Here is a 21,301-nt window from a genome sequence, read left to right as displayed (position 1 = left end):
TAACCTTTATTATTTGATGATATTCATAAAGTCAGTGTTAGTGAAGTATTTGGCGAATTCTAGGTCAGAAGCAGCTTTCTTTGCCAAAGCCGGTTCTTTTGCAATGGCATTTTTCAGACTGCTGGTTACCATAGATGTATTGTTGGTTCTTGCGCCAAGTACAGCCATCAGGTAGTCAGTGTAAGCGTCCGGCTTTTCGATAGCGGCCAATGTGCTCTTTGCTTTGTTGTAGTCCTTAGCCAGGATTTGTGCCAAAGCTGCACTGTTGGTTTTTGTATCGCCGAATGAGTTGACAGCCTTGTCGTACTGACCTTGAGCAACATACAGATTACCCAATGCCTCGTTCAGCTCCTTAGAACCGGAAGCCTTGCTCAGGTAGCCTTCTGCTGCGGTCTTGTCACCCTTGGTCAAAGCAATCAGACCAAGATTCATGTTGACTTCAGGAGCATCCTTGATAGAGAGAGCTTTCTTGAAGTAGCTTTCAGCCTTGTCAAGATCACCAGCTTGATAAGCCAGTTTACCTAAGTTGTTGTAAGCACGGAAATCGTTCGGGTAGATTTGAGTAGCTTTTGTGAAGATGGCTTCTTGTTTGGTAGCATCTTTAGTCAAGGTAGTGGCATACAGCAATTCTTCGATGTTCAACTGCTTGGCATCGCTGTCGGCGAGGCTTGCGATTTCTTCGTCAGACTTACCGATGATTTCGTAGTTCAAAGTCAGGCGTGAACGACGCAGTTGCGGCAGGATTTCGTCGGCCAAAGTCTTATAAACAGAAGAGATGTTTTTGATTTCTTGTTCTCTTTGTTCAGGATCCTGATACATGGAAAGAACGCGAAGAATCAATTCTTTGTCTTGGATGTTTGATTTGGATACCAGTTCCTGGAAACCTTCCCAGTCTTGAGCTGTATACTTGGTGTCTACTGCTGCATCGATTTTGGCTTTCTTCAAATCTTTGTTGATGATTTTAGCTGTGTTGTCCTGACGGTTTTCAGCCAATGTAGTATTCAAGTCTACACCACCATCAGGAGAAGCGTATGCGGAGATTTCGATGTTGCTGATCTTCTTGTTGGCAGCTTCGTTTATGTTCTTCACTTCTTTGCCGAATTCTTTGGCAGTCTTTAATTCGCTGGCGCGTACGTTGGCTTGTTGGATCAAGAACATGATGTTGGCGTCATGCTTTTCTTTGATGATACGTTGGAAAGCGTCGTCACCGTTGGCGGGGTTAGCGCTACCCAATGTTTGTTCCAGCATCTCAGAAGTGGAAATTACACCGTCAGCTACTTTTACAGCAGGGATGGTGACAGTCTTTTTACCGATTGTAGCCTTGAATTCCAGATACAGTTCGGATTTTGCCATTTCCGGTACATAGTCGAAAGATGTTTTCATCGTGTAGCTGCCGCCCATCTTGTAAGAGATAGTCTGGTCGTTACCTTCCACTTTTTCGCCTTGGAATACGGCAGATTGGCCCTTAGCTTCGCCACCGTTCCATTTCAATACTGGAGTCACTTCTACCACAGCCTTCTTGTTGAAGTACTTTTCGGGGAATTTTCCGTTGATTGTAGCGGGAACTTTACCACCTACAGCCTCCAGAACTTGAGGAGTTACGGTGAAATAATCAGATGACAATTCACCCATTTTTTTGCTGCATGATGTCATTAATGCAACAACCATTGCCATTAAAAACGGCAGATACAATTTCTTAGTCATTTTAGGTATAAATTAATTGTTTGTAATTGAAATTTGTCTATTCCATGTTAGTGTGCTGTTTGGGCATGAACATAACAACGCAAAGATATTAAATCCTATTACAGTTTGTTAACCCTCGCAGTAATTTTATCATAATTTAATGAATTTCCCGTTCTTTGCGATACTTTATATTGCGGGGATGGTGTTCTATGATTTCACTGCGCAATCTGTTCCGGTCGATGTGTGTGTAAATTTCTGTTGTAGCAATGGATTCGTGCCCCAGCATACTTTGTATGGCGCGTAGGTTGGCGCCTCCTTCAAGCAGGTGAGTGGCAAAGGAGTGGCGGAAGGTGTGTGGGCTGATGTTTTTGGTGATGTCGGCCTTCTCTGCCAGTTCTTTGATAAGATGGAATACCATGATGCGCGAGATGTTTTTGCCCCAGCGTGCCAGAAATACATAGTCCTCGAAGTCTTTCTTGATTTTCCAGCCTCCATTACGGTCTACGAACCAGTTCCTTATTTCTTTGATGGCACGGGACGATATAGGTACAAGGCGTTGTTTGCTGCCCTTACCTTCTACCTTGATGAAGCCTTCGTCGAAATACAAGTCGGAGATTTTCAGGTTGCACAGTTCCGATACCCGTAGGCCGCAACTGTATAGAGTCTCGAGGATGGCCCGGTTGCGTTGCCCCTCGTTTGTGCCTAGGTCAATGGCGGAGATGATGCGGTCTATCTCTTCCACCGTCAATACTTCTGGAAGCTTGAATCCGATTTTGGGACCCTCCAACAGTTCGCTGGGGTCTCCTTCCAGGTAGTCGGCTATGACTAGGAAATGGAAAAATGACTTGATGCCCGACAAGATGCGTGCCTGCGAGCGGGGATGGATGCCGATGTCGTGCAGTCCGGAGGCAAAATGCTGCAAGTCATCCAGGGTAGTGTCAAGGATAGCGATACCCTCTCCTTCCAGAAAGTGCAGCAGCTTCTGTAAGTCTGTTTGGTAAGCATCCACTGTATTGGGTGAGAGTGCTTTTTCCAGTTTCAGATACTGGTGGTACTTTCTGATTATCAGCGTTTGTTTCTCCTTATTCGTGGATTTTTCTTCTGATTTCATTTCTTTTTTCTACCTTTGCTTCGCGAAAATAGACTGCATTTCAGCAAATTGCAAATAAATTTGCATCTGCTTTCGGTTTGCACTATCTTTGCACCGCAAAGGTATAAAAAATTGTGTTATGAGGATACAGATTATTAATGGCCCCAATATAAATCTCTTGGGCAAACGTGAACCTTCCATTTACGGTAGCGTTACTTTTGAAGACTACCTTGCCGAACTCCGTAAGAAATATGCGGATGTACAGATTGACTATTTCCAGTCCAACATTGAGGGAGAGCTGATAGACAAGATTCAGCAGGTGGGTTTTGATGTGGACGGCATCATTTTGAATGCGGGTGCTTACACTCACACGTCCATCGCTCTGCAAGATGCTATCCGTTCGGTCACTTCTCCAGTGATTGAGGTGCATATCTCTAATGTACATGCCCGCGAGGCTTTTCGTCATGTGTCCATGATTTCCTGCGCTTGCAAGGGTGTCATTCTCGGTTTCGGGCTGAACTCCTACCGTCTGGCCATGGAGGCATTAAAAGATTATTAAATAAAATAGGTATATAGATTATGTTATTGAAGCAAACGAAGATTGTCGCAACGATTTCTGACCAGCGCTGTGATGTTGATTTTATAAAGCAGTTGTTCGATGCAGGTATGAATGTTGTACGTATGAATACTGCACATCTTGGCCGTGAAGGTGCCGAGAAGTTGATTAATAATGTGCGTTCGGTTTCCAACCGCATCGCTATCCTGATGGATACGAAAGGACCGGAGGTCCGTACGACGGTTCTGGCTGAGCCCATTCCTTTCAAGGCGGGCGACCGCGTGAAGGTGGTAGGCAACCCGGAGCAGGAGACTACCCGTGAATGTATCTCGGTATCCTATCCCCATTTCGTCAAAGACTTGAATGTGGACGGCCATATCCTTATTGATGACGGTGACTTAGAGTTGGTCGTTGTAGAGAAGACCCCCGACTATCTGCTCTGCGAAGTACAGAATGAGGCTACTCTGGGCAGCCGCAAGAGCGTCAACGTTCCCGGCGTCCGCATCAATCTGCCTTCTCTGACGGAGAAGGACCGCACCAATATCCTTTATGCCATTGAGAAGAACATAGACTTCATTGCCCACTCCTTTGTGCGCAATAAGCAGGATATACTCGACATCAAGGCAATTCTTGACGCTCATAACAGCGATATCCGTATTGTTGCTAAGATTGAGAACCAGGAAGGCGTTGATAATATCGATGAAATCCTGGAAGTAGCCGACGGTGTGATGATAGCTCGCGGTGACCTCGGTATTGAAGTTCCGCAGGAACGTATTCCGGGCATCCAGCGTGTGCTCATCCGCAAGTGTATTCTTGCCAAGAAGCCGGTGATTGTTGCCACACAGATGCTTCATACCATGATTTCCAATCCGCGTCCCACCCGTGCGGAGGTAACGGACATTGCCAATGCCATCTATTATCGTACGGATGCCTTGATGTTGAGCGGTGAAACCGCCTATGGAAAGTATCCGGTAGAAGCAGTGAAGACGATGACCAAGATTGCCGCCCAAGCGGAGAAAGACAAGTTGTCTGACAACGATATCCGTATTCCGCTGGACGAGAACAGCAACGACGTGACTGCGTTCCTGGCCAAACAAGCGGTAAAGGCTACCACCAAACTGAAAATCCGTGCAATCATCACCGACAGTTACAGCGGCCGCACTGCCCGTAACCTTGCCGCTTTCCGTGGCAAATATCCGGTGTTGGCCATCTGCTACAAGGAAAAGACTATGCGGCACCTTGCCCTTTCCTACGGTGTGGAAGCTATCTATATGCCCGAACTTGCCAACGGGCAGGAATATTACTTTGCAGCTTTGCGCCGCTTGTTGAAGGAAGGCCGTTTATGTCCTACGGACATGGTGGGCTACCTGAGTAGCGGTAAGGAAGGCACACAGACCTCTTTCCTTGAAATCAATGTCGTAGAAGATGCCTTGAAGCATGCTGAAGATAGTGTGTTGCCCAACAGTAACAGATACTTGTAGGATAAGGGATTAAGGATAAGGGATTAGCGGTTAATGATTAATTAATAATTGTGCGCAGAACTAACCCCTAATCCCTAACCCCTAATCCCTTATCCCTAACCTATAATCCATTAACAAAGTGACGATTGACGAATACATTTTGCAGCACATTGATGATGAGGGCGATTACCTGAAAGCGCTCTATCGCGACACGCATGTCAAGTTGCTATATCCCCGCATGGCTTCCGGACATTTGCAGGGGCGTATGCTCAAGATGTTTGTCCGGATGATTCGTCCCCGGCAGGTGCTGGAGATAGGGACTTATAGCGGATATTCCGCACTTTGCATAGCAGAAGGACTGCCGGAGGGCGGGATGCTGCATACGTTTGAAATCAACGACGAGCAGGAGGACTTCACCCGTCCGTGGCTGGAGAATTCCGATTACGCGGATAAAATCAGGTTCTACATCGGTGATGCTTTGGAACTGGTACCGCAACTGGACCTCACTTTCGACCTTGCCTTTATTGACGGAGATAAGCGTAAATACATAGAGTATTATGAAATGGTGCTCGCCCGTCTTTCCGGCGGTGGATATATCATTGCCGACAATACCTTGTGGGATGGCCATGTGCTGGAAGAACAACCCCATCGCACAGACCTGCAGACAATCAGTATCAAAGCCTTCAATGATTTGGTGGCGCGGGATGCGCGTGTGGAGAAAGTCATTCTTCCCCTGCGTGACGGATTGACGATTATCCGTAAGAAGTAACTGTTTTTCTATCTTTTTCTCAGCAGCCGCTTGCTGAGGTATCTCACCGGATACCATACGGACAAGAAGCCTACAGTGATGACCGTTACGAATACCAGAATAATATCCGTGGCATGTACACTTACCGGATAAGCGTCTACTACAAAACTTCCGTTTCCTCCCCCCAATGAAATCAACCCGAAACGTTGCTGCAGAAAGCACAGCAACAATCCTAAAACGATGCCGGAGAGGGCGCCGAACACAGAAATCATCCTGCCTTCGAACAAGAAGATGCGCGCTATGAGCCGGTCATCGGCACCCAGGTTGCGCAGTGTCTCCACGTCCTCCCGTTTGTCCAGTATCAGCATGGACAGCGAACCGATGACATTGAAGCATGCGATACCCAGAATGAAGGTGAGGAAGAGATAAGAGATGAGTTTCTCTATTTCCATGATGCGGAAAACATCGGCCTGCTGCTCGTAGCGGTTCTGTACAATGAACCGGTCGCCGAGAATGCCTGCTATTTTCTTTTGTACGGAGCCGATGTTGGAACCGGGTTTCAGTTTCATCTCAATGGCAGAAACTTCCGTGTCATAATTGAACAGACGGCGGGCAAAGTCGAGTGACGTCAGTATGTAGCGTGAATCGTATTTTTGCTGGTTGACGGCAAAGATGGCGCCGGGCGAGAAGAGATACTCCCGGTTGAAAGCCGCAGTGGGGTTGGCTATGTTTACCCGTACGTTCCGTTTGGGGGCATAGACCTGCAACGGGTCCACGAACTGAATGCCGGTGCCCAACTCGGATATAAGTTCCACACCCAGAAAACCATAGTCCACCACCGAGTCGCTCAGTAGGAACTTTCCCGTCCCATAGAGCAAGCTGTCGATGGATGTAAGCTGTTCGAAATTGTCCTCCACTCCCTTGATGACGGCCATTGCCTGGCGGTCCTTGTACTGCACCATGGCATTCTCTTCCAGTGTTTCCGTCCACACGTCAATCTCGGACAGGGCGTGTACTTGCCGGATGCACGCTTCGTGCGGGTCGAAAACCTTACCTTCGCGGACGGTGATTTTCAGTTCCGGGTCGAAGGCTGTGAAAAAGCCTGCCACCATGTCCTGAAAACCGTTGAACACGGACAAGGTGCATACCAACGCCAACGTAGCCAATGCCACCCCACACACCGAAATACCGGAGATGATATTAATGGCATTGTGTTTCTTCTTGGAGAAGAGGTAGCGGCGGGCTATAAAGAAGGGAAGGGACATTATTTCAGCAGTTCATCAATTCGTTCCAGATAGTCCAGTGAGTCGTCTACGAAGAACTTCAGTTCGGGGATAATGCGTAGTTGGTGGCGTACGCGGGTACCCAGTTCAAAGCGTATGGACTTCATGTTTCCGTTGATGTTCTTGACGATTTCTTCGCTTTTCTCCGAGGGGAATATACTGAGATAAGCGCGTGCCACGCTCATGTCGGGGCTGATGCGTACGGCACTGACGGAAATCAGTATGCCGGGCATGGACTTGGTTTGCAACAAGAAGATATCACTCAGTTCCTTCTGCAGGAGACGGGCTATTTTATTTTGTCTGGTAGTTTCCATACTGTTCATTTTTTTATGCTGGGGTGCAGCCTGTTTTCACGTTAGCAAAGTTACTGAAATATATCGTTCTGCCGACTGTTTATAGCTTTTTTTTCATTCTTTTCCCTATTGTAGGGTTCATTCTTTTCCGTTCTGTCGATGAGATATGCCTTTTCGTAGATTCTATTTGTTGTTCTTGTTATGCTTCCCTAACTTTGATGTCAGTTCGGAGAACTGCTGATGATGAGTGAAGAAGGAAGAGAACCATTCCGTTATAGAAGAGACTCTCTCTAAATAGCGTTTTTTCATGTATTATTGACTTGAGCCGTTTTTACCCGGGAGGGTAGAAACGGTTTTTTTTGCGCATCTGACCGGGCTTTCTTGTCTCTTGCATAGGCTTCTGTTGTGTTTTGCACGGTGGTTTGTCTTGAGAAGCCTTTGGGTTTATCATGTGCGCACGGCTGTGGTACGCCTTTTCCACAGTCGTGAAGAAGACGTGCCACAGCTGTGAAGAATATGCTTCACAGCCGTGGTTTTTCATCAATATATAGGGGTTGACAGAACAGACATAAGGGAATGACAGAACAAACATGAGGGGATAACGGAACGGACATAAGCACTCGACGCATTCCGTATCAGGGTATGAATAGCGGAATGCGTCGAGTGCTTATGGGGGAATGATATGATATTTTTTTTATGCCTTTACATACTTCCTTTTAGCTATCAGCACTGCCACGATGATACCTATCACCAGCAGTGCCAGTGCTCCGTAGGCGATGCCTTCCGTCACGTGCAGGCTGGTGGGGTCAAAGCGCATTTCGATGGTGTGCTGTCCGGCAGGAACATACATTGTGCGCAGGATATAGTCGGCGCGTGCCAGTTCGGCAGGCTGTCCGTCGATGGTTACGTGCCAGCCGTCCGGATAATAGATTTCGGAGAATACGGCAATACCGTCTTGGGCATTGTTTGTTTCGTACGTCAGGCGGTTAGGTGCGTAACTTGTCAGGCGGATGCTGGAGAGGCTGTCTTTATAACTTTCCGTGGTACCTTTCAGTACATCCTTGAAGCGGGCATCCACTACGGCTGTCTCTGTGGGTATGATGCTGTCCAGGGCGTCAATCTCTTCGTTGGCGTTGTTCACATACTGCACCTTGTTTACAAACCATGCATTGCCGTAGGCGTGCGGGTTGAGGATGGGAACGGTTTGTCTTTGCTGTCCTGCAGGGAAGATGAAGTATTTGGTGTTTAGCATGTTCAGTACGCGGAACTTATTGGCATCCACGCTGTCCATCTCACCTCCGGCGGTGGCAATGGCCTTGTAGGCCGCCTGCATTTCGGGAGAGATGTGATGCTCTATCATTTCCTGGTAGCGGCGCAGCTTGGCCGGGTGATAACCGCCGACGCTTTTGTGCCAGTAGGAGGTGTTGTTGTCATCGAAGGTGCTGGTGGCAAAGTTCAATACACGATAGTCCAAGCTGGTATCTTGTAGTATCAGCTCGTCTGTATTTGTCTTGGTGAAGGTTTCCGTACGGATGGAGTGGGGCACGAACTGGGCATCATTCAGATAGCGCTTGTTGACCCCCCACATATCTGCCAGGCAGAGTATGGTGATACCTGCAATGGTCAGCGAGCTGCGCAGCTTGCCGCTTGCATAGAGCCAGAGCAGGCTGCAGCCGATGCCTATGATGATGAAGCTACGCAGGGCGTCGCTGCTGACGAGTTCGGCACGCATCTCTCCCAAGTTGGCAAGGATGCCGGAGAGCTCGTTGGCGGGTATCATCTGCTGGTTGACGGCATTCTGCAGCATCTGTGCCTCTTGGGCGGGCACGTAGCCGGAGCCGATGCTGCCCGGGGCAACGGCAAGCAGCAGGGCGATGCCTGCAGTGAGCAGCAGGCTGATGCCGAGGGGCTTCTTTTCCTGTTTTAAGATTTCCGGCTCTTCGAGCAGGCGTTTCAGGGCAAAGATAGCCAGCAAAGGTATCGTGAACTCTGCTATGACAAGGATGGAGGACACGGCGCGGAACTTGTTGTACAACGGGACGTAATCGATGAAGAAATCCGTCAGCGGCATGAAGTTCTTGCCCCAGGACAAGACGATGGAGAAGAAGGTGGCTCCTGTCAATGCCCACTTCAACGGTCCTTTCACGATGAAGCATCCCAGTACGAACAGAAACAAGACGAATGCTCCGACGTAGACGGGACCCGACGTCATGGGCTGGGTACCGAAATATTGTGTCAGTGAGCCGTACAGACTGCTGTACATCGGGTTTGCCTTGCTCATGGCGGTTTCACTCTGGCTGAGGGCGGCGGATGCTCCGCCTTTGAAGTTGGGCACCAGCAGAGTCAGTGTTTCGTCGATGCCGTAGCTCCACTGGGTGATGTAGTCGCGGTCCAGCCCGCTACTGGTCTGCTTGGCAGCGTCGCCGGTCTGCACCAGTTCGCTCTTGCCGCGCATGGTTTCTTTGCTGTAAGCATAGGTGTGATAGAGGTTGGATACGTTGGCGGCTATGCCGACGAGGGCTGCTACAATCAGTACGGCACTTGCCTTGAAGAACTGGGGCAATGTCTTGGTACGCCATGCTTTCTCGAAGTAGGCTCCCACAAAGAAGAGGATGACGAAGAAGAAGTAATAGGACATCTGCACGTGGTTCGAGGTGATTTGCAGGGCCACGAACAAGGCGGTGAGGATGCCTCCCCACAGCAGTTTCCCACGATAGGCGAGCACAATGCCTGCTATGGTGGGCGGCACGTAGGCAAGGGTGATGAACTTCCAGATGTGTCCGGCAGATATCAGTATGAAGAAATAGGACGAGAATGCCCACATGATACCGCCCAGTCCGGCCAGCCAGACCGGTATGCCGAAGACGCGCAGCAGGATGTAGAAGCCGAGCATCAGCATGAATGTGAGGCACACATAGTCGGGCAGGAAGAGTTGGTAGGCTTTCTGTACCCACTGCAGTGACTTGGTGGAGTCATACGAAGGGGCTATCTGATACATGGGCATACCGCCGAACAGCGAGTTTGTCCAACGGCTGCGTTCGCCCGTCTGTTCGTAATACTCCTTGACTTCTTGTCCTGCCCCTGCTCCTGCAGCCGTGTCGTGCTGAAAGAGAATACGGTTTTCTATATCCGCCGGGAAGAAGTAGGCGAAGGAAAGGAGGACGAATGCCAAGATGGCAATAAGGTCGGGAAGAAGCTTCTTCATGAGTTATAAGTTATGAGTTATCAATTAATCAATTGTGGGGCAAAGATAGTGCAAACCGAATACAGAACTTTCATGCTTGCATGAAAAAGTTTTGTTGAGGTGCAGCCTATCTTCGCTTTTGTGGCAAAGATACATAAATGCAGATTGTTATTGTCACGTTATCGGCAGAATGTTGTACCTTTGCCTTTCCAAAAAAAGATTAAAGTGCTTTAATGGTAATATGCAAGCTTAAATTATTATAGATATGACAATAGGGATAATCAGTGCAATGGACAGCGAACACCGCCGGTTGGTGGAGCGCTTGCAGGATAAGAATACGTCGGGCGATGGTAGTTTCCGCTATGTGGAAGGTACATTGGGCGGTAACCATGTAATCTTGACGCAATGTGGCATCGGTAAGGTGAGTGCAGCGGTAGGAGCTTCGGAACTGATACGGCGCTTTTCTCCGGACTGCATCGTCAGCACCGGTGTGGCGGGTGGTATTGATGCTTGCCTGAAGGTGACGGATGTAGTGGCAAGCCAACGTCTGGTGTATCACGACGTCTGGTGCGGCGACGGTAACGAGTACGGACAGGTACAAGGTTTCCCCGCCTCTTACGAGGGCTGTCCCTCTCTGTTGAGACATGCCTTGTCGCTGAACGAAGCCGGAATGGAAAGCCGCATCCACAGCGGACTAGTCTGTACCGGCGACCGGTTCATCACCAACCGTATGGAGCTGGATACCATCAAGCAACGTTTCCCTGGCGGTCTTGCCGTTGATATGGAGTCTGCCGCCATTGCGCAGACTTGCCATCTGTACAATGTTCCTTTTCTCAGCTTCCGCATCATCAGCGACACACCCGGAGTAGAGGACCATGCTTCGCAGTATGCCGATTTCTGGGGAACCATGGCAGAGCGTTCATTCCTCACGATATGGACCTTCCTCTCCACCCTTCCCAGCAATTTATAACTCATAACTTATAACTTATAACTCATGAAGAAGATTCCCAGTTTTACAATCGACCACATCCGCTTGTTGCGCGGCATTTACGTATCCCGCCAGGATGAAGTGAACGGAGAAACAGTCACTACTTTCGACATCCGTATGAAAGAGCCCAATCGTGAGCCTGCTTTGGGACAAGGTGCTCTGCACACCATCGAACACCTTGCCGCCACCTACCTGCGCAACGACCCGCAGTGGCAGGACAAGATTATCTATTGGGGCCCCATGGGCTGCCTCACCGGTAATTATCTGCTGATGAAAGGTGACTTGAAGCCGCAGGACATACTGACACTGATGCAGGACACCTTCCGCTTTGTTGCCGAATATGAAGGTGAAGTCCCCGGTGCCGCTCCGCAAGATTGCGGCAACTACCTGCTCCACGACCTTCCGATGGCTAAATGGGAGTCTGCCAAATACCTGCATGAGGTATTGGAACAGATGAAAGAGGAGAATATGAAATATCCGGAAAAAGAAGAAAAATAAGGGGTTAGGGATTAAGGATAAAGGATTAGGGATAAGGGATTATTGGGGTCGCATAGACTTTAATATAGGCATAACCCCATCCTTGATCCTTATCCTTTATTATTACACAATCTCAATCCCTTGCTCCTTGCAAAGTTGCAATCCCAAGTCTTTCAGCTTGAATTTCTGTATCTTGCCGCTTCCTGTCATGGGGAATTCCTTGATGAAGAAGATATACTTGGGTATCTTGTAGCGTGATATTTTGCCGATGCAGAAGTCTCGTACATCCGATTCGTGCATATCCACTCCTTCGTGCAGGATGATGAAAGCGCCTACGGCTTCACCGTACTTTTTAGAGGGAATGCCGGCTACCTGCACGTCTTTTACGCCTTCCAGTTGATAGAGGAACTCTTCTATCTCGCGGGGATAGATATTTTCACCACCGCGGATAATCATGTCCTTGATGCGTCCTGTGATGCGGTAATTGCCGTCTTCGTCCTTTATTCCAAGGTCTCCCGAGTGCAGAAAGCCGTTCTCATCAATGACTTCGGCTGTGGCTTCCGGGTTTTTGTAGTAACCCTTCATGGTGTTGTATCCGCGGTTGCACATTTCGCCTTGTACGCCTACGGGACACTCTTCTCCGGTTTCGGGGTCGATAACCTTTACTTCCGTATGTTCAAAGTCGTGTCCTACGGTATTGCAACGTACATCGAACGGGTCGTCTATCCGGGTGGCGGTCATTCCGGGAGCAGCTTCGGTCAGCCCGTAAACGCTGGTCACTTTCATGTACATTTTCTCTTCCACCTGCTTCATCAGCTCTACCGGGCAGAGGGAACCTGCCATGATACCCGTACGTAGGCTGGACATATCGAACATGTCGAACATCGGATGGTTCAGTTCGGCAATGAACATGGTGGGTACACCGTAAAGTGCCGTGCAGCGCTCCTTGTGGATGGAGGCGAGCACTACCAACGGGTTGAAGCGTTCCACCATTACTTCCGTACAGCCGTGTGTCAGGCAGTTCATGGTGGCAAGTACCACGCCAAAGCAGTGGAACAATGGTACGCAGACGCAGAGCTTGTCGTCGGCGGTAAACTTCATGTGCTCACCGGTAAGGAAACCGTTGTTGGCAATGTTGTAGTGGGTAAGCATGACGCCTTTCGGGAATCCCGTAGTGCCTGAGGTGTATTGCATGTTCACTACATCGTGGCAAGTGACCTGACTTTTGAGCTCATTCAGGCGGCTGTCTTCTATATTGTTGCCCAAGAGAAGTATTTCGGCCGTGTTGTACATGCCCCGGTGCTTCTCCTGCCCCACGTAGATGACATTTTTCATATAGGGGAAACGTTCGCTTTTCAGGTGTCCGCGTTGGCAGGTCTTCAGTTCCGGAAGCATGGTATAGGTCATCTGCACAAAGTCACTGTCCTTTTCGCCATTGACGATGCAGAGGGTATGCATGTCGGAGTTCTGGCAGAGATATTCCAGCTCGGACTGTTTGTAGTTGGTGTTTACCGTTACGTAGACGGCACCTATCTTGGCGCAAGCGTATAATAGGGTCAGCCAGTCGGGTACGTTGGCTGCCCAGATACCTACGTGTGTTCCCCGCTCCACGCCGATGGCGATAAGTCCTTTGGCCATGTCGTCCACCCGGCGGTTGAACTGGCTCCAGGTGAAACGTAGGTTGCGGTCGGAGTAAACGATATATTCTTTGTCTGGTGTTGTTTCGGCCCAATGTTCCAACCATTGGCCGAGGGTGCGTTCGTATAACATGATGTGGAAGTTGAAAGTGGAAAGGTGAAAATAGAAAGTATTTATCATTTTCCATTTTCACCTTTCAATTTTCCATTAATTTAAATTGGTGTGTAAACTACTGCAAGTATCTTGGCTGCCTGCCCTTCATAGGCGTGTACGTGGTGCGGAACGATGGAATCGTAATAGATGCTGTCACCTTCTTCGAGCAGGTAGGTGTTTTTGCCGTAACTGATTTCCATGGTCCCTTCCATCACCATGATGAATTCTTCGCCTTCGTGTGAGGAGAGTACAAAGTCACTGTCGTCCGTAGCGGCCACATCAATGATAAACGGCTCCATGTGGCGGTCGGCTTTGGATTTGGAGAGTGAATGATACTCCATATGCTTGCGGCTGTGGATGGCATTGTTGGAGAAACTGATGCTGTTCTGCGATTCGTCCTTACGGCAGACCACGGGACCGTTCTCATCCTGGTCGTCAAGAAAAGTTCCCAAACGTACACCCAGTACACGAGCTATCTTGATGAGGGGAGCCAGTGACGGGAGGTCGATGTTGTTTTCTATACGTTCAATCTGTTCGATAGCAAGTCCCGAACGCTGTGCCAGTTCTTCCATACTGATGGATTGGCTTTCACGGAGTGATTTTATTTTTTCTCCTACAATTTTGCTGGTATCCATAATGATAGTATTTTCTGTCTAAAGGTTATAATTTATAGCTATTAAACCGCAAAAATAAGAGAAACTTTTACTTGATGCAACATTCTGAGGGAAAATATTGCTGAAATATATCCGGTGGTCGGCTTATTTGTATAATATTCTTCTGTTCTGTTTCTCTTTCTTCCCCAAAGTTCTGTTTATAGCCGCTTTAAGTCTTGTTCCAATACGTGCTTTCCTTTGTACGCTTTGCCTGCCGCATTGAAGCGATAGCTTAGGTTCAGGGAGAAGCTGCGCGAGTCCGGGTTTGCCTTTTTCGTATAGGTCAGCCGGGGACCGAACAGCATGAAGGAGCCATACCGGGAATTCCACAGGTCATTGACTTGCAGTCCGAGCGTCAGCCTTTTGTTGAAGAATGTTTTGCGGATGCCGGCGTCTATGCCCCAATAGGAACGTTGCAGCATGGCGCCGAAGTTGCCTTCGCTCTGGTAGTCGGCATCAAGGGAGAGAGTCCACTCGTCCGGAAGCTGGAGACTGTTTTGCAGAAAGAGGTAAATGCTGCCGCGGTTCATATTCTTGCTACTGCCTTGATTGGTGACTTTGAAGAACGGTTGGGCGAAGTAGATGCCGAGCTCCGGTTTCCAGATGCCGACGGTGGGTGACAGATGGGCAGAGGCGGTGAGATACTGCATCCGTTTGAAATTTCCGGTAGTGAAGATGACAACATCCGGATTGTCCTCGTATTCTTTGGTCATGAAGGCAATGGCATTGCGGCGGTATTGGTAGTTAAGTCCGAATTGTACCCACTTGTAAAGGGCCGTGAACTGCAGGTCGTGGTTGGTTTCGGGGGTGAGCAGCGGGTTTCCGCCTTCGTAGATGAAACGGTTGTTATAACTCAGTGTGCTACGTAGCTGGAAGAAGCTGGGGCGGTTGCTTTTGGCTGTATAGCTGAGATTGGCTTGGGCTTTGCCGAGAGGAAAGTCTACCGATAGGTTGGGGCACCAGTCATTGTAAGTACGACTTTGACCGGGCACGTACTCTTCCTGCTCCCAATAGTCGGAGACGGCATGCTCGAAGCGCAGTCCTGCAAGAAGGCTGATTTTTCCTAATGTCAGTGAGTATTCGGCAAAGACGGCGGACTTGCTTTCGTCGATTCGACTGTCTGTATCGGGAAGTATGTGCTGCCGGTTCAGGAAATTGTCATTTCGCCGGATGAAGGTGTAATCGGCGCCGGTCTTCAGTTCACCTTTCCAAAGGGGATGGGTCAGAATCAACTTGGCGGCATAAAGGCGGTTGTCGGCGTGGTTGAAAGAGCTGATGTCGCGATTGCCTTCGGTCTGGCTTTCTTCTTGAGCCTCCTGGTGATTATAACTTTTGCCGTATACCAGGTCGGTGTTGAAGTTTATGTAGAGTTGCTTTATGCTGCCCTGATAGTAGGCATTCAGCTGGTGCCGGCTGGTTTGCTGCAAGTTTTGAGAGGAATGTATGGTGTGATCGGCCAACTCTTCATTCGCCCGGACGGTATATGTCGAATGATCACTGCTGTGATAATCGGGGGTACGATGAAACTCATAGGAGGCACCGAGGCTGTGTTGGGGGGTGAAGTCGTAACTGGCGCTTGCTTTTCCTCCGGCAAGCAGTCCCTTATTATATAAGTGACCCCGGTTATTTACATCCCATTGTATTTCGGACGGTATCTGGTAGCGAACCTCCTGGTGGCGTTTTCTGTTTTCATAATTGGTGTACAGCATGCCCAGTAGGGCCAGTCCTTTCTTCTGATAATTCAGATTGACTTGTCCGTAATGGCTGCTGCGTCTCCGTTGGGTGATTCCTGCACGGAAATTACCGCCAAAACTGTCTCTTTTGTTACGTACGGTGCGTATGCGTACAACGGCTTTAACGGTAGCATCGTACTCTGCACCCGGGTTGGTGATGAGCTCCACTTTTTCAATATCGGCGGCAGAGAGGCGTTGCAGCTCGGAGTTGTCTTGCAGAAGGCGGTTGTCTATATAGATGACCGGTGTCCCTTTGCCAAAAACGGTATACCCCTCATCAGAGGAGCGCAGTCCGGGGATATGTTTCAATACGTCGTTGGCATCATTCAAGGATGCAAGCAGGGTTTGCCGTACGCTTGTCTCCAACTTTCCGCCCTTTAGTCGGAAAACGGGACGGGCGGCGGTGATGACGGTTTCCGCAAGTAGCACGGCATCGGTTTGCAATATCCAGTTGTGGGTACTCCCGGTGGGGCAAGGCTGGCAAAGGGTTTTGTAACCGATGGAAGAAATTTGTAGTAGATAGTTTCCGGGAGCGGGAGGGAGAAGTTCAAAACTACCGTCGCTTCGGCTACACGTTCCTTGTATGAAGGTGGAATCTTCGGAAAGGAGGGCGATGTTAGCAAACTCTATCGGTTGCTTTTCCTCTGTGAGAATTTTACCTCGGATGGAGGGAGTTGTCGGGCTGGTTTGTGCTTTTGTTGTCGTGACGCTCATTAGGAGCAGGGCAAGAATACATATTATCTGTTTCATGTTCCGGTTGTTGTTTGATTTCGGGACACGAAGGTATCCGCTTTCTGCCGGGATGGAAGAAACAAAAAGCGGATAGTTGTCTGACATTTGCCTGACAATAGACTGACAATACTTTCTTTTGTCCTTTTAAAGGGGGAAGATGATTACTTTTCTGTATCCATCTCTCCGGTGAACGAGATGGACTGTTTGTTCATGGGTTGCACATGGATACTGGTAGAACCATCGGGAAAGATGGTGAGGCGGTACTCATAATTGTCTTCATCACTACGGGTCTTGAAGTCTATTTGGATTTTGCCTTTTTTGAGTGCTCTAGTTGTGTATGCGGTGATGGATGCATTGAAATTCAGGTTCTTGCCTCCTCCATACGGAGCATTGTAGGCCACTCCAAAGTAAGGCAGGTAAGAGAAAACGGAGTCGTTTCTGATTTCCAGTGTGTAGTTGGTGGTCAGGTTACGACTACCGCCTCTCATCGGTTGCATCCGATCTACGTTGATTTTGTATTGTTTAGCAGCAATAGCTTCTTTTACAGCACGTTCAGTGCGCGCTTTCTTTTCGTTACGGTTTTGGGCGGTTGTCGGCATTGCGACAGTCAGGCAGATTAGCCCTAATAGGATAAGTTTGTTAGTCTTCATGATTCTATAATGTTTAGGTTCTTATTTCCAGTCCGTAGGCGCGGCCACGGTCTGTTGTTATTCTGAGGTTGCTGTTGTCCTCGACAATGGGCTTCAGACGCCGTATCAATGTGTAAAGCGTTTCGTCTGCATTGTCTTTTCCCGGCCATAGCGATTGGCAGATGTCAGACTTGAAAAGTAGGTGTGAGGAAGAAAGATAGAACATCTCCATCAGTGTATATTGCATGGGTGTGAGCTTCAGTTTCTCTTGCCGCTCATTATAGAAGCAGGCTTCCTGGAGGGAAAGCGAAAGGTTGCCGAAAGTGATGGTGTTTTCCTGCTGTTGCCCGTTACAAGTATCAGCATCAGTCCTTGTGCGCCGACGGAAATAGAAAAAGGTGAATCCTCCCCAGAGGAGGGCGGCCAATAGCAATGTTGCCGGAATTGTCTGCTTGGATAAACTGAACAGCATGGCAGCTGAGCAGCGGGCATATCCTCGGAAAGAAAGCGTCAGTCCAGATGCATCGGCTGTGGTGGAGAGCCATACTAATGTGTCGCTGGCAAGACATCCGGCAGGAATTTCATTGAATACGGTGGCGGGAGCATTCTTTTTCAGTATATGCAGCGAAAGTGTGGAGACATCTTTCAATCCGGTGACGGACAATGCTTCGGTAAAGGCTCTGTGGGAACCGCTTACGGAAACGGGAGTACCCATCACTTCTTGCAACTTGGCATAGGTTTGGATGGTGTCCGCATTCAACCATAATCCCTTGTTCTGCAATACTGTGCGTTGCAGTGCCTGGTTCAGGTCAGAGACCACACGTTGTTCTGCCTGCGAATAGCTGCGATAACCAAAGCCGAATGATAGCAGTATCAATAGAAAAGTGATTGCTATCGAAAGATTTGCTGCTGATACTTTTCTTTTCATGGATACAAAATTAGGTATAAATCGGATTATAAACAAAAAAGGAAGTTTCCTTTTGGAAAACTTCCTTTTTTGATGGTTTTGCCGCAAGTAGATTACTTACGCAAGCCGAGTTCTTTGACGATAGCACGATATCTGGTGATGTCGCGGTCCTTCAGATAAGTCAGCAACGCACGGCGTTTACCTACCAACATAGTCAAAGCTCTTTCTGTACTATAATCCTTTCTGTTGAGCTTAAGGTGCTCAGTCAGACGAGCAATACGGTAGGAAAACAAAGCTATCTGAGCCTCAGCTGAGCCAGTATCAGTGTTAGACTTTCCGTATTTGCCGAAGATTTCTTGCTTTTTAGCAGCGTCTAAATACATAATGTTTAATTAAAAGTTATTATAAATATTCCCTTTCGGGGCTGCAAAGATAGGGATAAACTTTTATATCACAATGATATTCAGCAAAAAAATCATATCTATACTGCATATCTAATCCAAAATCACTAACTTTGTCGCCTGAAAATAATAGGTATTATATGCAAAAGATTAGAAACATTGCAATTATTGCCCATGTGGACCATGGGAAAACGACGCTCGTTGACAAGATGCTTTTGGCCGGAAACCTTTTCCGCAGCAACCAGAGCACAGGTGAATTAATGTTGGATAACAATGACCTGGAGCGTGAACGAGGTATAACGATTCTCTCAAAGAACGTTTCTATCAACTACAAGGACACCAAGATTAACATTATTGATACTCCGGGACACAGTGACTTCGGAGGTGAAGTGGAACGTGTATTGAATATGGCGGATGGATGCATTCTGCTTGTGGATGCTTTCGAAGGTCCTATGCCGCAGACACGGTTTGTATTGCAGAAAGCTCTGCAGATTGGTCTGAAACCTATCGTTGTTGTAAATAAGGTGGATAAGCCAAACTGCCGTCCCGAAGAAGTGTACGAGATGGTGTTCGACTTGATGTTCAGCTTGAATGCAACCGAGGACCAGCTGGATTTCCCCGTTATCTACGGTTCTGCCAAGAATAATTGGATGAGTACCGACTGGCAGCAGCCGACTGATAACATTTATCCGCTTCTGGACTGTATCTTGGAGAATATTCCTGCCCCCGAACAGTTGGAAGGTACACCGCAAATGCTGGTTACTTCGCTGGATTATTCTTCGTATACCGGGCGTATTGCTGTGGGCCGCGTGCACCGTGGCACATTGAAAGAAGGCATGAACGTGTCTTTGGCAAAGCGTGACGGGAGTATCGTGAAATCAAAAATCAAGGAACTGCATACATTCGAAGGTATGAGCCGTGTAAAGGTGCAGGAAGTGTCTTCCGGTGACATCTGTGCATTGGTAGGTATCGAAGGATTTGAAATCGGAGATACGGTCTGCGATTACGAAAATCCGGAGGCGTTGCCGCCCATTGCCATTGACGAGCCTACGATGAGTATGCTCTTCACCATCAACGACTCTCCGTTCTTCGGTAAGGAAGGTAAGTTTGTTACTTCCCGCCACATCCACGACCGTTTGATGAAGGAGTTGGATAAGAATCTTGCTCTTCGTGTGCGCAAGAGCGAGGAAGACGGCAAGTGGATTGTTTCCGGCCGTGGCGTGCTTCATCTTTCCGTACTGATTGAGACCATGCGTCGTGAAGGGTATGAGTTGCAGGTAGGGCAACCGCAGGTAATCTTCAAGGAGATTGACGGCGTGAAATGCGAACCTATCGAAGAGCTGACCATCAATGTTCCCGAAGAATATGCCAGCAAGATGATTGATATGGTGACCCGTCGTAAAGGTGAAATGGTAAAGATGGAAAGTGCCGGCGAACGTGTAAATCTTGAGTTCGACATGCCGTCGCGCGGTATCATCGGTCTGCGTACCAACGTGCTGACCGCTTCTGCCGGCGAGGCTATCATGGCACACCGTTTTAAGGAATACCAGCCGTATAAGGGTGAAATTGAACGGCGTACCAACGGTTCTATGATTGCCATGGAGTCCGGTACGGCTTTTGCCTATGCCATTGACAAGTTGCAAGACCGCGGTAAATTCTTCATTTTCCCGCAGGAAGAGGTTTATGCAGGCCAGGTAGTGGGCGAGCATTCCCATGACAACGACTTGGTGATTAATGTAACGAAGTCCAAGAAGCTTACCAATATGCGTGCCAGTGGTTCGGATGATAAGGCACGTCTGATTCCTCCCGTACAGTTCTCTCTTGAGGAGGCACTGGAGTACATCAAGGAAGACGAATACGTGGAAGTTACTCCTAAATCAATGCGTATGCGTAAGGTTATCCTCGATGAGCTTGAGCGTAAACGCGCAAACAAGAACTGATAAACAGAAGAGTTTTAGTTGTTATATATGAAAGGAGTGCCCCGCCGAAAGGTGAGGCACTCCTTGTTTATTGTCGTCATTCAAACGAAAGTCAATCGATGAATTTTACCTTTGCCGCATTACGGGGTTTGGCAGCGGGCGTTTCATCCGGATAGCCGAAAGCGATACAGTAAAGTAGCTGATAGCCTTCCGGAATATCCAGTTTCTTCAGGTATCCGGCAGCAGCCGGAGTAGAGGTCATGAAGCGCGTGGGACCGCCCAAGCAGCAAGAACCGATTCCCATGGACCAGGCTGATAGAATCATATTCTCACCCAGCAGTCCGCAGTCAATCTGCGAAAGGTCATAAGACGGGTCATTGGCAATAAATACTACTGTAGAAGCGTTGCGAAACATGTTCTTGAATTTCGGGTCTTCGGCGGCTTTGGGATTTTCCTTCTTGTAGATTTCCGTAATGCCGTTGATGAAATCCGGGTTATCCACTACACGCACTTCCCACGATTGCTTGTTCTGTCCGTTGGGTGCATTGATACCGCAATCCAGGATAATCTGCATGGTGTCGCGATTCACGGCTTGCGGTTTGTACTGGCGGATGCTGCGGCGTGACATGATGGTTTCAATCACCGCATTCTCTTTGCTTTCATTTGCATTGGCAGCTTGGGCCTCTTTCTGGACCTGGGCACCGCAACTGCAGAGCAGTAACAAACTTGCGCCTGCCAACATCAATCTGATACTTTTCATATTGCTTTATTTGA

18 protein-coding genes are annotated in these 21,301 nt (G+C 48.5%); 6 read left to right on the top strand and 12 right to left on the bottom strand.

What is annotated here, in order from left to right; all coding sequences use genetic code 11:
* Positions 1-9: 9 nt before the first annotated feature.
* Together EYA81_RS07975 and xerD are read right to left on the bottom strand one after the other, a co-directional pair.
* Entirely contained in the window at positions 10-1,704 is a 1,695-nt protein-coding gene (locus EYA81_RS07975; RefSeq protein WP_117601399.1) for a tetratricopeptide repeat protein, read from the bottom strand.
* A 136-nt stretch (positions 1,705-1,840) separates the two neighbouring features.
* Positions 1,841-2,794, bottom strand: coding sequence for a site-specific tyrosine recombinase XerD (gene xerD / locus EYA81_RS07970; protein WP_117601398.1), 954 nt, complete (start codon positions 2,792-2,794; stop codon positions 1,841-1,843).
* Positions 2,795-2,912: 118 nt separating this feature from the next.
* Here xerD and aroQ point away from each other — a divergent pair, with 118 nt between their 5' ends.
* The 3 genes from aroQ (at position 2,913) to EYA81_RS07955 (ending at position 5,558) form a co-directional block, all read left to right on the top strand.
* Positions 2,913-3,332, top strand: a complete 420-nt coding sequence (gene aroQ, locus EYA81_RS07965) for a type II 3-dehydroquinate dehydratase (RefSeq protein WP_005834372.1) — start codon at positions 2,913-2,915, stop codon at positions 3,330-3,332.
* 20 nt (positions 3,333-3,352) lie between these two features.
* A complete protein-coding gene (pyk, locus tag EYA81_RS07960; RefSeq protein ID WP_005834375.1) occupies positions 3,353-4,810 on the top strand; it encodes a pyruvate kinase in 1,458 nt (485 codons plus the stop codon).
* Positions 4,811-4,928: 118 nt separating this feature from the next.
* On the top strand, positions 4,929-5,558 hold the full coding sequence (locus tag EYA81_RS07955) for an O-methyltransferase (RefSeq protein ID WP_005834376.1): 630 nt from the start codon (positions 4,929-4,931) through the stop codon (positions 5,556-5,558).
* A gap of 8 nt (positions 5,559-5,566) precedes the next feature.
* Here EYA81_RS07955 and EYA81_RS07950 read toward each other — a convergent pair whose 3' ends face one another.
* From EYA81_RS07950 to EYA81_RS07940, 3 genes are all read right to left on the bottom strand, one after another.
* Positions 5,567-6,802 (bottom strand): FtsX-like permease family protein, encoded by a 1,236-nt coding sequence (locus EYA81_RS07950; RefSeq protein WP_117601397.1) that lies wholly within the window; start codon positions 6,800-6,802, stop codon positions 5,567-5,569.
* Positions 6,802-7,134, bottom strand: coding sequence for a 30S ribosome-binding factor RbfA (rbfA, locus tag EYA81_RS07945; protein ID WP_005834378.1), 333 nt, complete (start codon positions 7,132-7,134; stop codon positions 6,802-6,804). The genes EYA81_RS07950 and rbfA overlap by 1 nt, the downstream gene beginning before the upstream one ends.
* Before the next feature lie 673 nt (positions 7,135-7,807).
* Positions 7,808-10,318 (bottom strand): YfhO family protein, encoded by a 2,511-nt coding sequence (locus tag EYA81_RS07940; protein ID WP_117964635.1) that lies wholly within the window; start codon positions 10,316-10,318, stop codon positions 7,808-7,810.
* 244 nt (positions 10,319-10,562) lie between these two features.
* Between EYA81_RS07940 and EYA81_RS07935 the strand changes: the two genes are divergently transcribed.
* Positions 10,563-11,267 (top strand): 5'-methylthioadenosine/adenosylhomocysteine nucleosidase, encoded by a 705-nt coding sequence (locus EYA81_RS07935; RefSeq protein ID WP_117964636.1) that lies wholly within the window; start codon positions 10,563-10,565, stop codon positions 11,265-11,267.
* Between the two features lie 24 nt (positions 11,268-11,291).
* Positions 11,292-11,783 carry an S-ribosylhomocysteine lyase gene (locus EYA81_RS07930; RefSeq protein ID WP_117964637.1) on the top strand — a complete coding sequence of 164 codons (492 nt, stop codon included), beginning with the start codon at positions 11,292-11,294 and terminating at the stop codon, positions 11,781-11,783.
* Positions 11,784-11,885: 102 nt separating this feature from the next.
* Here EYA81_RS07930 and EYA81_RS07925 read toward each other — a convergent pair whose 3' ends face one another.
* The 6 genes from EYA81_RS07925 to rpsO form a co-directional block, all read right to left on the bottom strand.
* Complete coding sequence (locus tag EYA81_RS07925) at positions 11,886-13,532, bottom strand: AMP-binding protein (RefSeq protein WP_008662551.1); 1,647 nt, start codon at positions 13,530-13,532, stop codon at positions 11,886-11,888.
* Positions 13,533-13,612: 80 nt separating this feature from the next.
* Positions 13,613-14,188: a helix-turn-helix domain-containing protein gene (locus EYA81_RS07920; RefSeq protein WP_005830747.1), complete on the bottom strand. Its 576-nt coding sequence runs from the start codon at positions 14,186-14,188 to the stop codon at positions 13,613-13,615.
* A 176-nt stretch (positions 14,189-14,364) separates the two neighbouring features.
* Positions 14,365-16,689, bottom strand: coding sequence for an outer membrane beta-barrel family protein (locus EYA81_RS07915; protein WP_131225601.1), 2,325 nt, complete (start codon positions 16,687-16,689; stop codon positions 14,365-14,367).
* A gap of 143 nt (positions 16,690-16,832) precedes the next feature.
* Positions 16,833-17,321 (bottom strand): DUF4251 domain-containing protein, encoded by a 489-nt coding sequence (locus EYA81_RS07910; RefSeq protein WP_131225600.1) that lies wholly within the window; start codon positions 17,319-17,321, stop codon positions 16,833-16,835.
* Positions 17,322-17,334: 13 nt separating this feature from the next.
* Positions 17,335-18,228 carry a helix-turn-helix domain-containing protein gene (locus EYA81_RS07905; protein ID WP_087332377.1) on the bottom strand — a complete coding sequence of 298 codons (894 nt, stop codon included), beginning with the start codon at positions 18,226-18,228 and terminating at the stop codon, positions 17,335-17,337.
* A 92-nt stretch (positions 18,229-18,320) separates the two neighbouring features.
* Positions 18,321-18,590, bottom strand: a complete 270-nt coding sequence (rpsO, locus tag EYA81_RS07900) for a 30S ribosomal protein S15 (RefSeq protein WP_005830737.1) — start codon at positions 18,588-18,590, stop codon at positions 18,321-18,323.
* Positions 18,591-18,748: 158 nt separating this feature from the next.
* Here rpsO and typA point away from each other — a divergent pair, with 158 nt between their 5' ends.
* A complete protein-coding gene (gene typA, locus EYA81_RS07895; protein WP_117964638.1) occupies positions 18,749-20,548 on the top strand; it encodes a translational GTPase TypA in 1,800 nt (599 codons plus the stop codon).
* A gap of 91 nt (positions 20,549-20,639) precedes the next feature.
* Here the strand turns inward: typA and EYA81_RS07890 are convergent, their stop codons facing one another.
* Positions 20,640-21,287 carry a nitroreductase gene (locus EYA81_RS07890; protein WP_117964639.1) on the bottom strand — a complete coding sequence of 216 codons (648 nt, stop codon included), beginning with the start codon at positions 21,285-21,287 and terminating at the stop codon, positions 20,640-20,642.
* Positions 21,288-21,301 lie beyond the last annotated feature (14 nt).

It is taken from the genome of Bacteroides sp. A1C1 (assembly GCF_004328515.1).
Classification (GTDB): Bacteria; Bacteroidota; Bacteroidia; order Bacteroidales; family Bacteroidaceae; genus Bacteroides; species Bacteroides uniformis.
Note: the sequence above shows the minus strand (reverse complement) of the source record. Positions and strands in the feature narration are given on the sequence as shown.

Excerpts from the sequence above, each read along its gene's own strand:
- typA (WP_117964638.1), top strand. The coding sequence starts at position 18,749 with ATGCAAAAGATTAGAAACATTGCAATTATTGCCCATGTGGACCATGGG.
- EYA81_RS07950 (WP_117601397.1), bottom strand. The coding sequence starts at position 6,802 with ATGTCCCTTCCCTTCTTTATAGCCCGCCGCTACCTCTTCTCCAAGAAG.
- EYA81_RS07920 (WP_005830747.1), bottom strand. The coding sequence starts at position 14,188 with ATGGATACCAGCAAAATTGTAGGAGAAAAAATAAAATCACTCCGTGAA.
- EYA81_RS07905 (WP_087332377.1), bottom strand. The coding sequence starts at position 18,228 with ATGAAAAGAAAAGTATCAGCAGCAAATCTTTCGATAGCAATCACTTTT.
- EYA81_RS07910 (WP_131225600.1), bottom strand. The coding sequence starts at position 17,321 with ATGAAGACTAACAAACTTATCCTATTAGGGCTAATCTGCCTGACTGTC.
- xerD (WP_117601398.1), bottom strand. The coding sequence starts at position 2,794 with ATGAAATCAGAAGAAAAATCCACGAATAAGGAGAAACAAACGCTGATA.
- rpsO (WP_005830737.1), bottom strand. The coding sequence starts at position 18,590 with ATGTATTTAGACGCTGCTAAAAAGCAAGAAATCTTCGGCAAATACGGA.
- pyk (WP_005834375.1), top strand. The coding sequence starts at position 3,353 with ATGTTATTGAAGCAAACGAAGATTGTCGCAACGATTTCTGACCAGCGC.
- EYA81_RS07915 (WP_131225601.1), bottom strand. The coding sequence starts at position 16,689 with ATGAAACAGATAATATGTATTCTTGCCCTGCTCCTAATGAGCGTCACG.
- aroQ (WP_005834372.1), top strand. The coding sequence starts at position 2,913 with ATGAGGATACAGATTATTAATGGCCCCAATATAAATCTCTTGGGCAAA.
- rbfA (WP_005834378.1), bottom strand. The coding sequence starts at position 7,134 with ATGGAAACTACCAGACAAAATAAAATAGCCCGTCTCCTGCAGAAGGAA.
- EYA81_RS07925 (WP_008662551.1), bottom strand. The coding sequence starts at position 13,532 with ATGTTATACGAACGCACCCTCGGCCAATGGTTGGAACATTGGGCCGAA.
- EYA81_RS07940 (WP_117964635.1), bottom strand. The coding sequence starts at position 10,318 with ATGAAGAAGCTTCTTCCCGACCTTATTGCCATCTTGGCATTCGTCCTC.
- EYA81_RS07930 (WP_117964637.1), top strand. The coding sequence starts at position 11,292 with ATGAAGAAGATTCCCAGTTTTACAATCGACCACATCCGCTTGTTGCGC.
- EYA81_RS07935 (WP_117964636.1), top strand. The coding sequence starts at position 10,563 with ATGACAATAGGGATAATCAGTGCAATGGACAGCGAACACCGCCGGTTG.
- EYA81_RS07890 (WP_117964639.1), bottom strand. The coding sequence starts at position 21,287 with ATGAAAAGTATCAGATTGATGTTGGCAGGCGCAAGTTTGTTACTGCTC.
- EYA81_RS07975 (WP_117601399.1), bottom strand. The coding sequence starts at position 1,704 with ATGACTAAGAAATTGTATCTGCCGTTTTTAATGGCAATGGTTGTTGCA.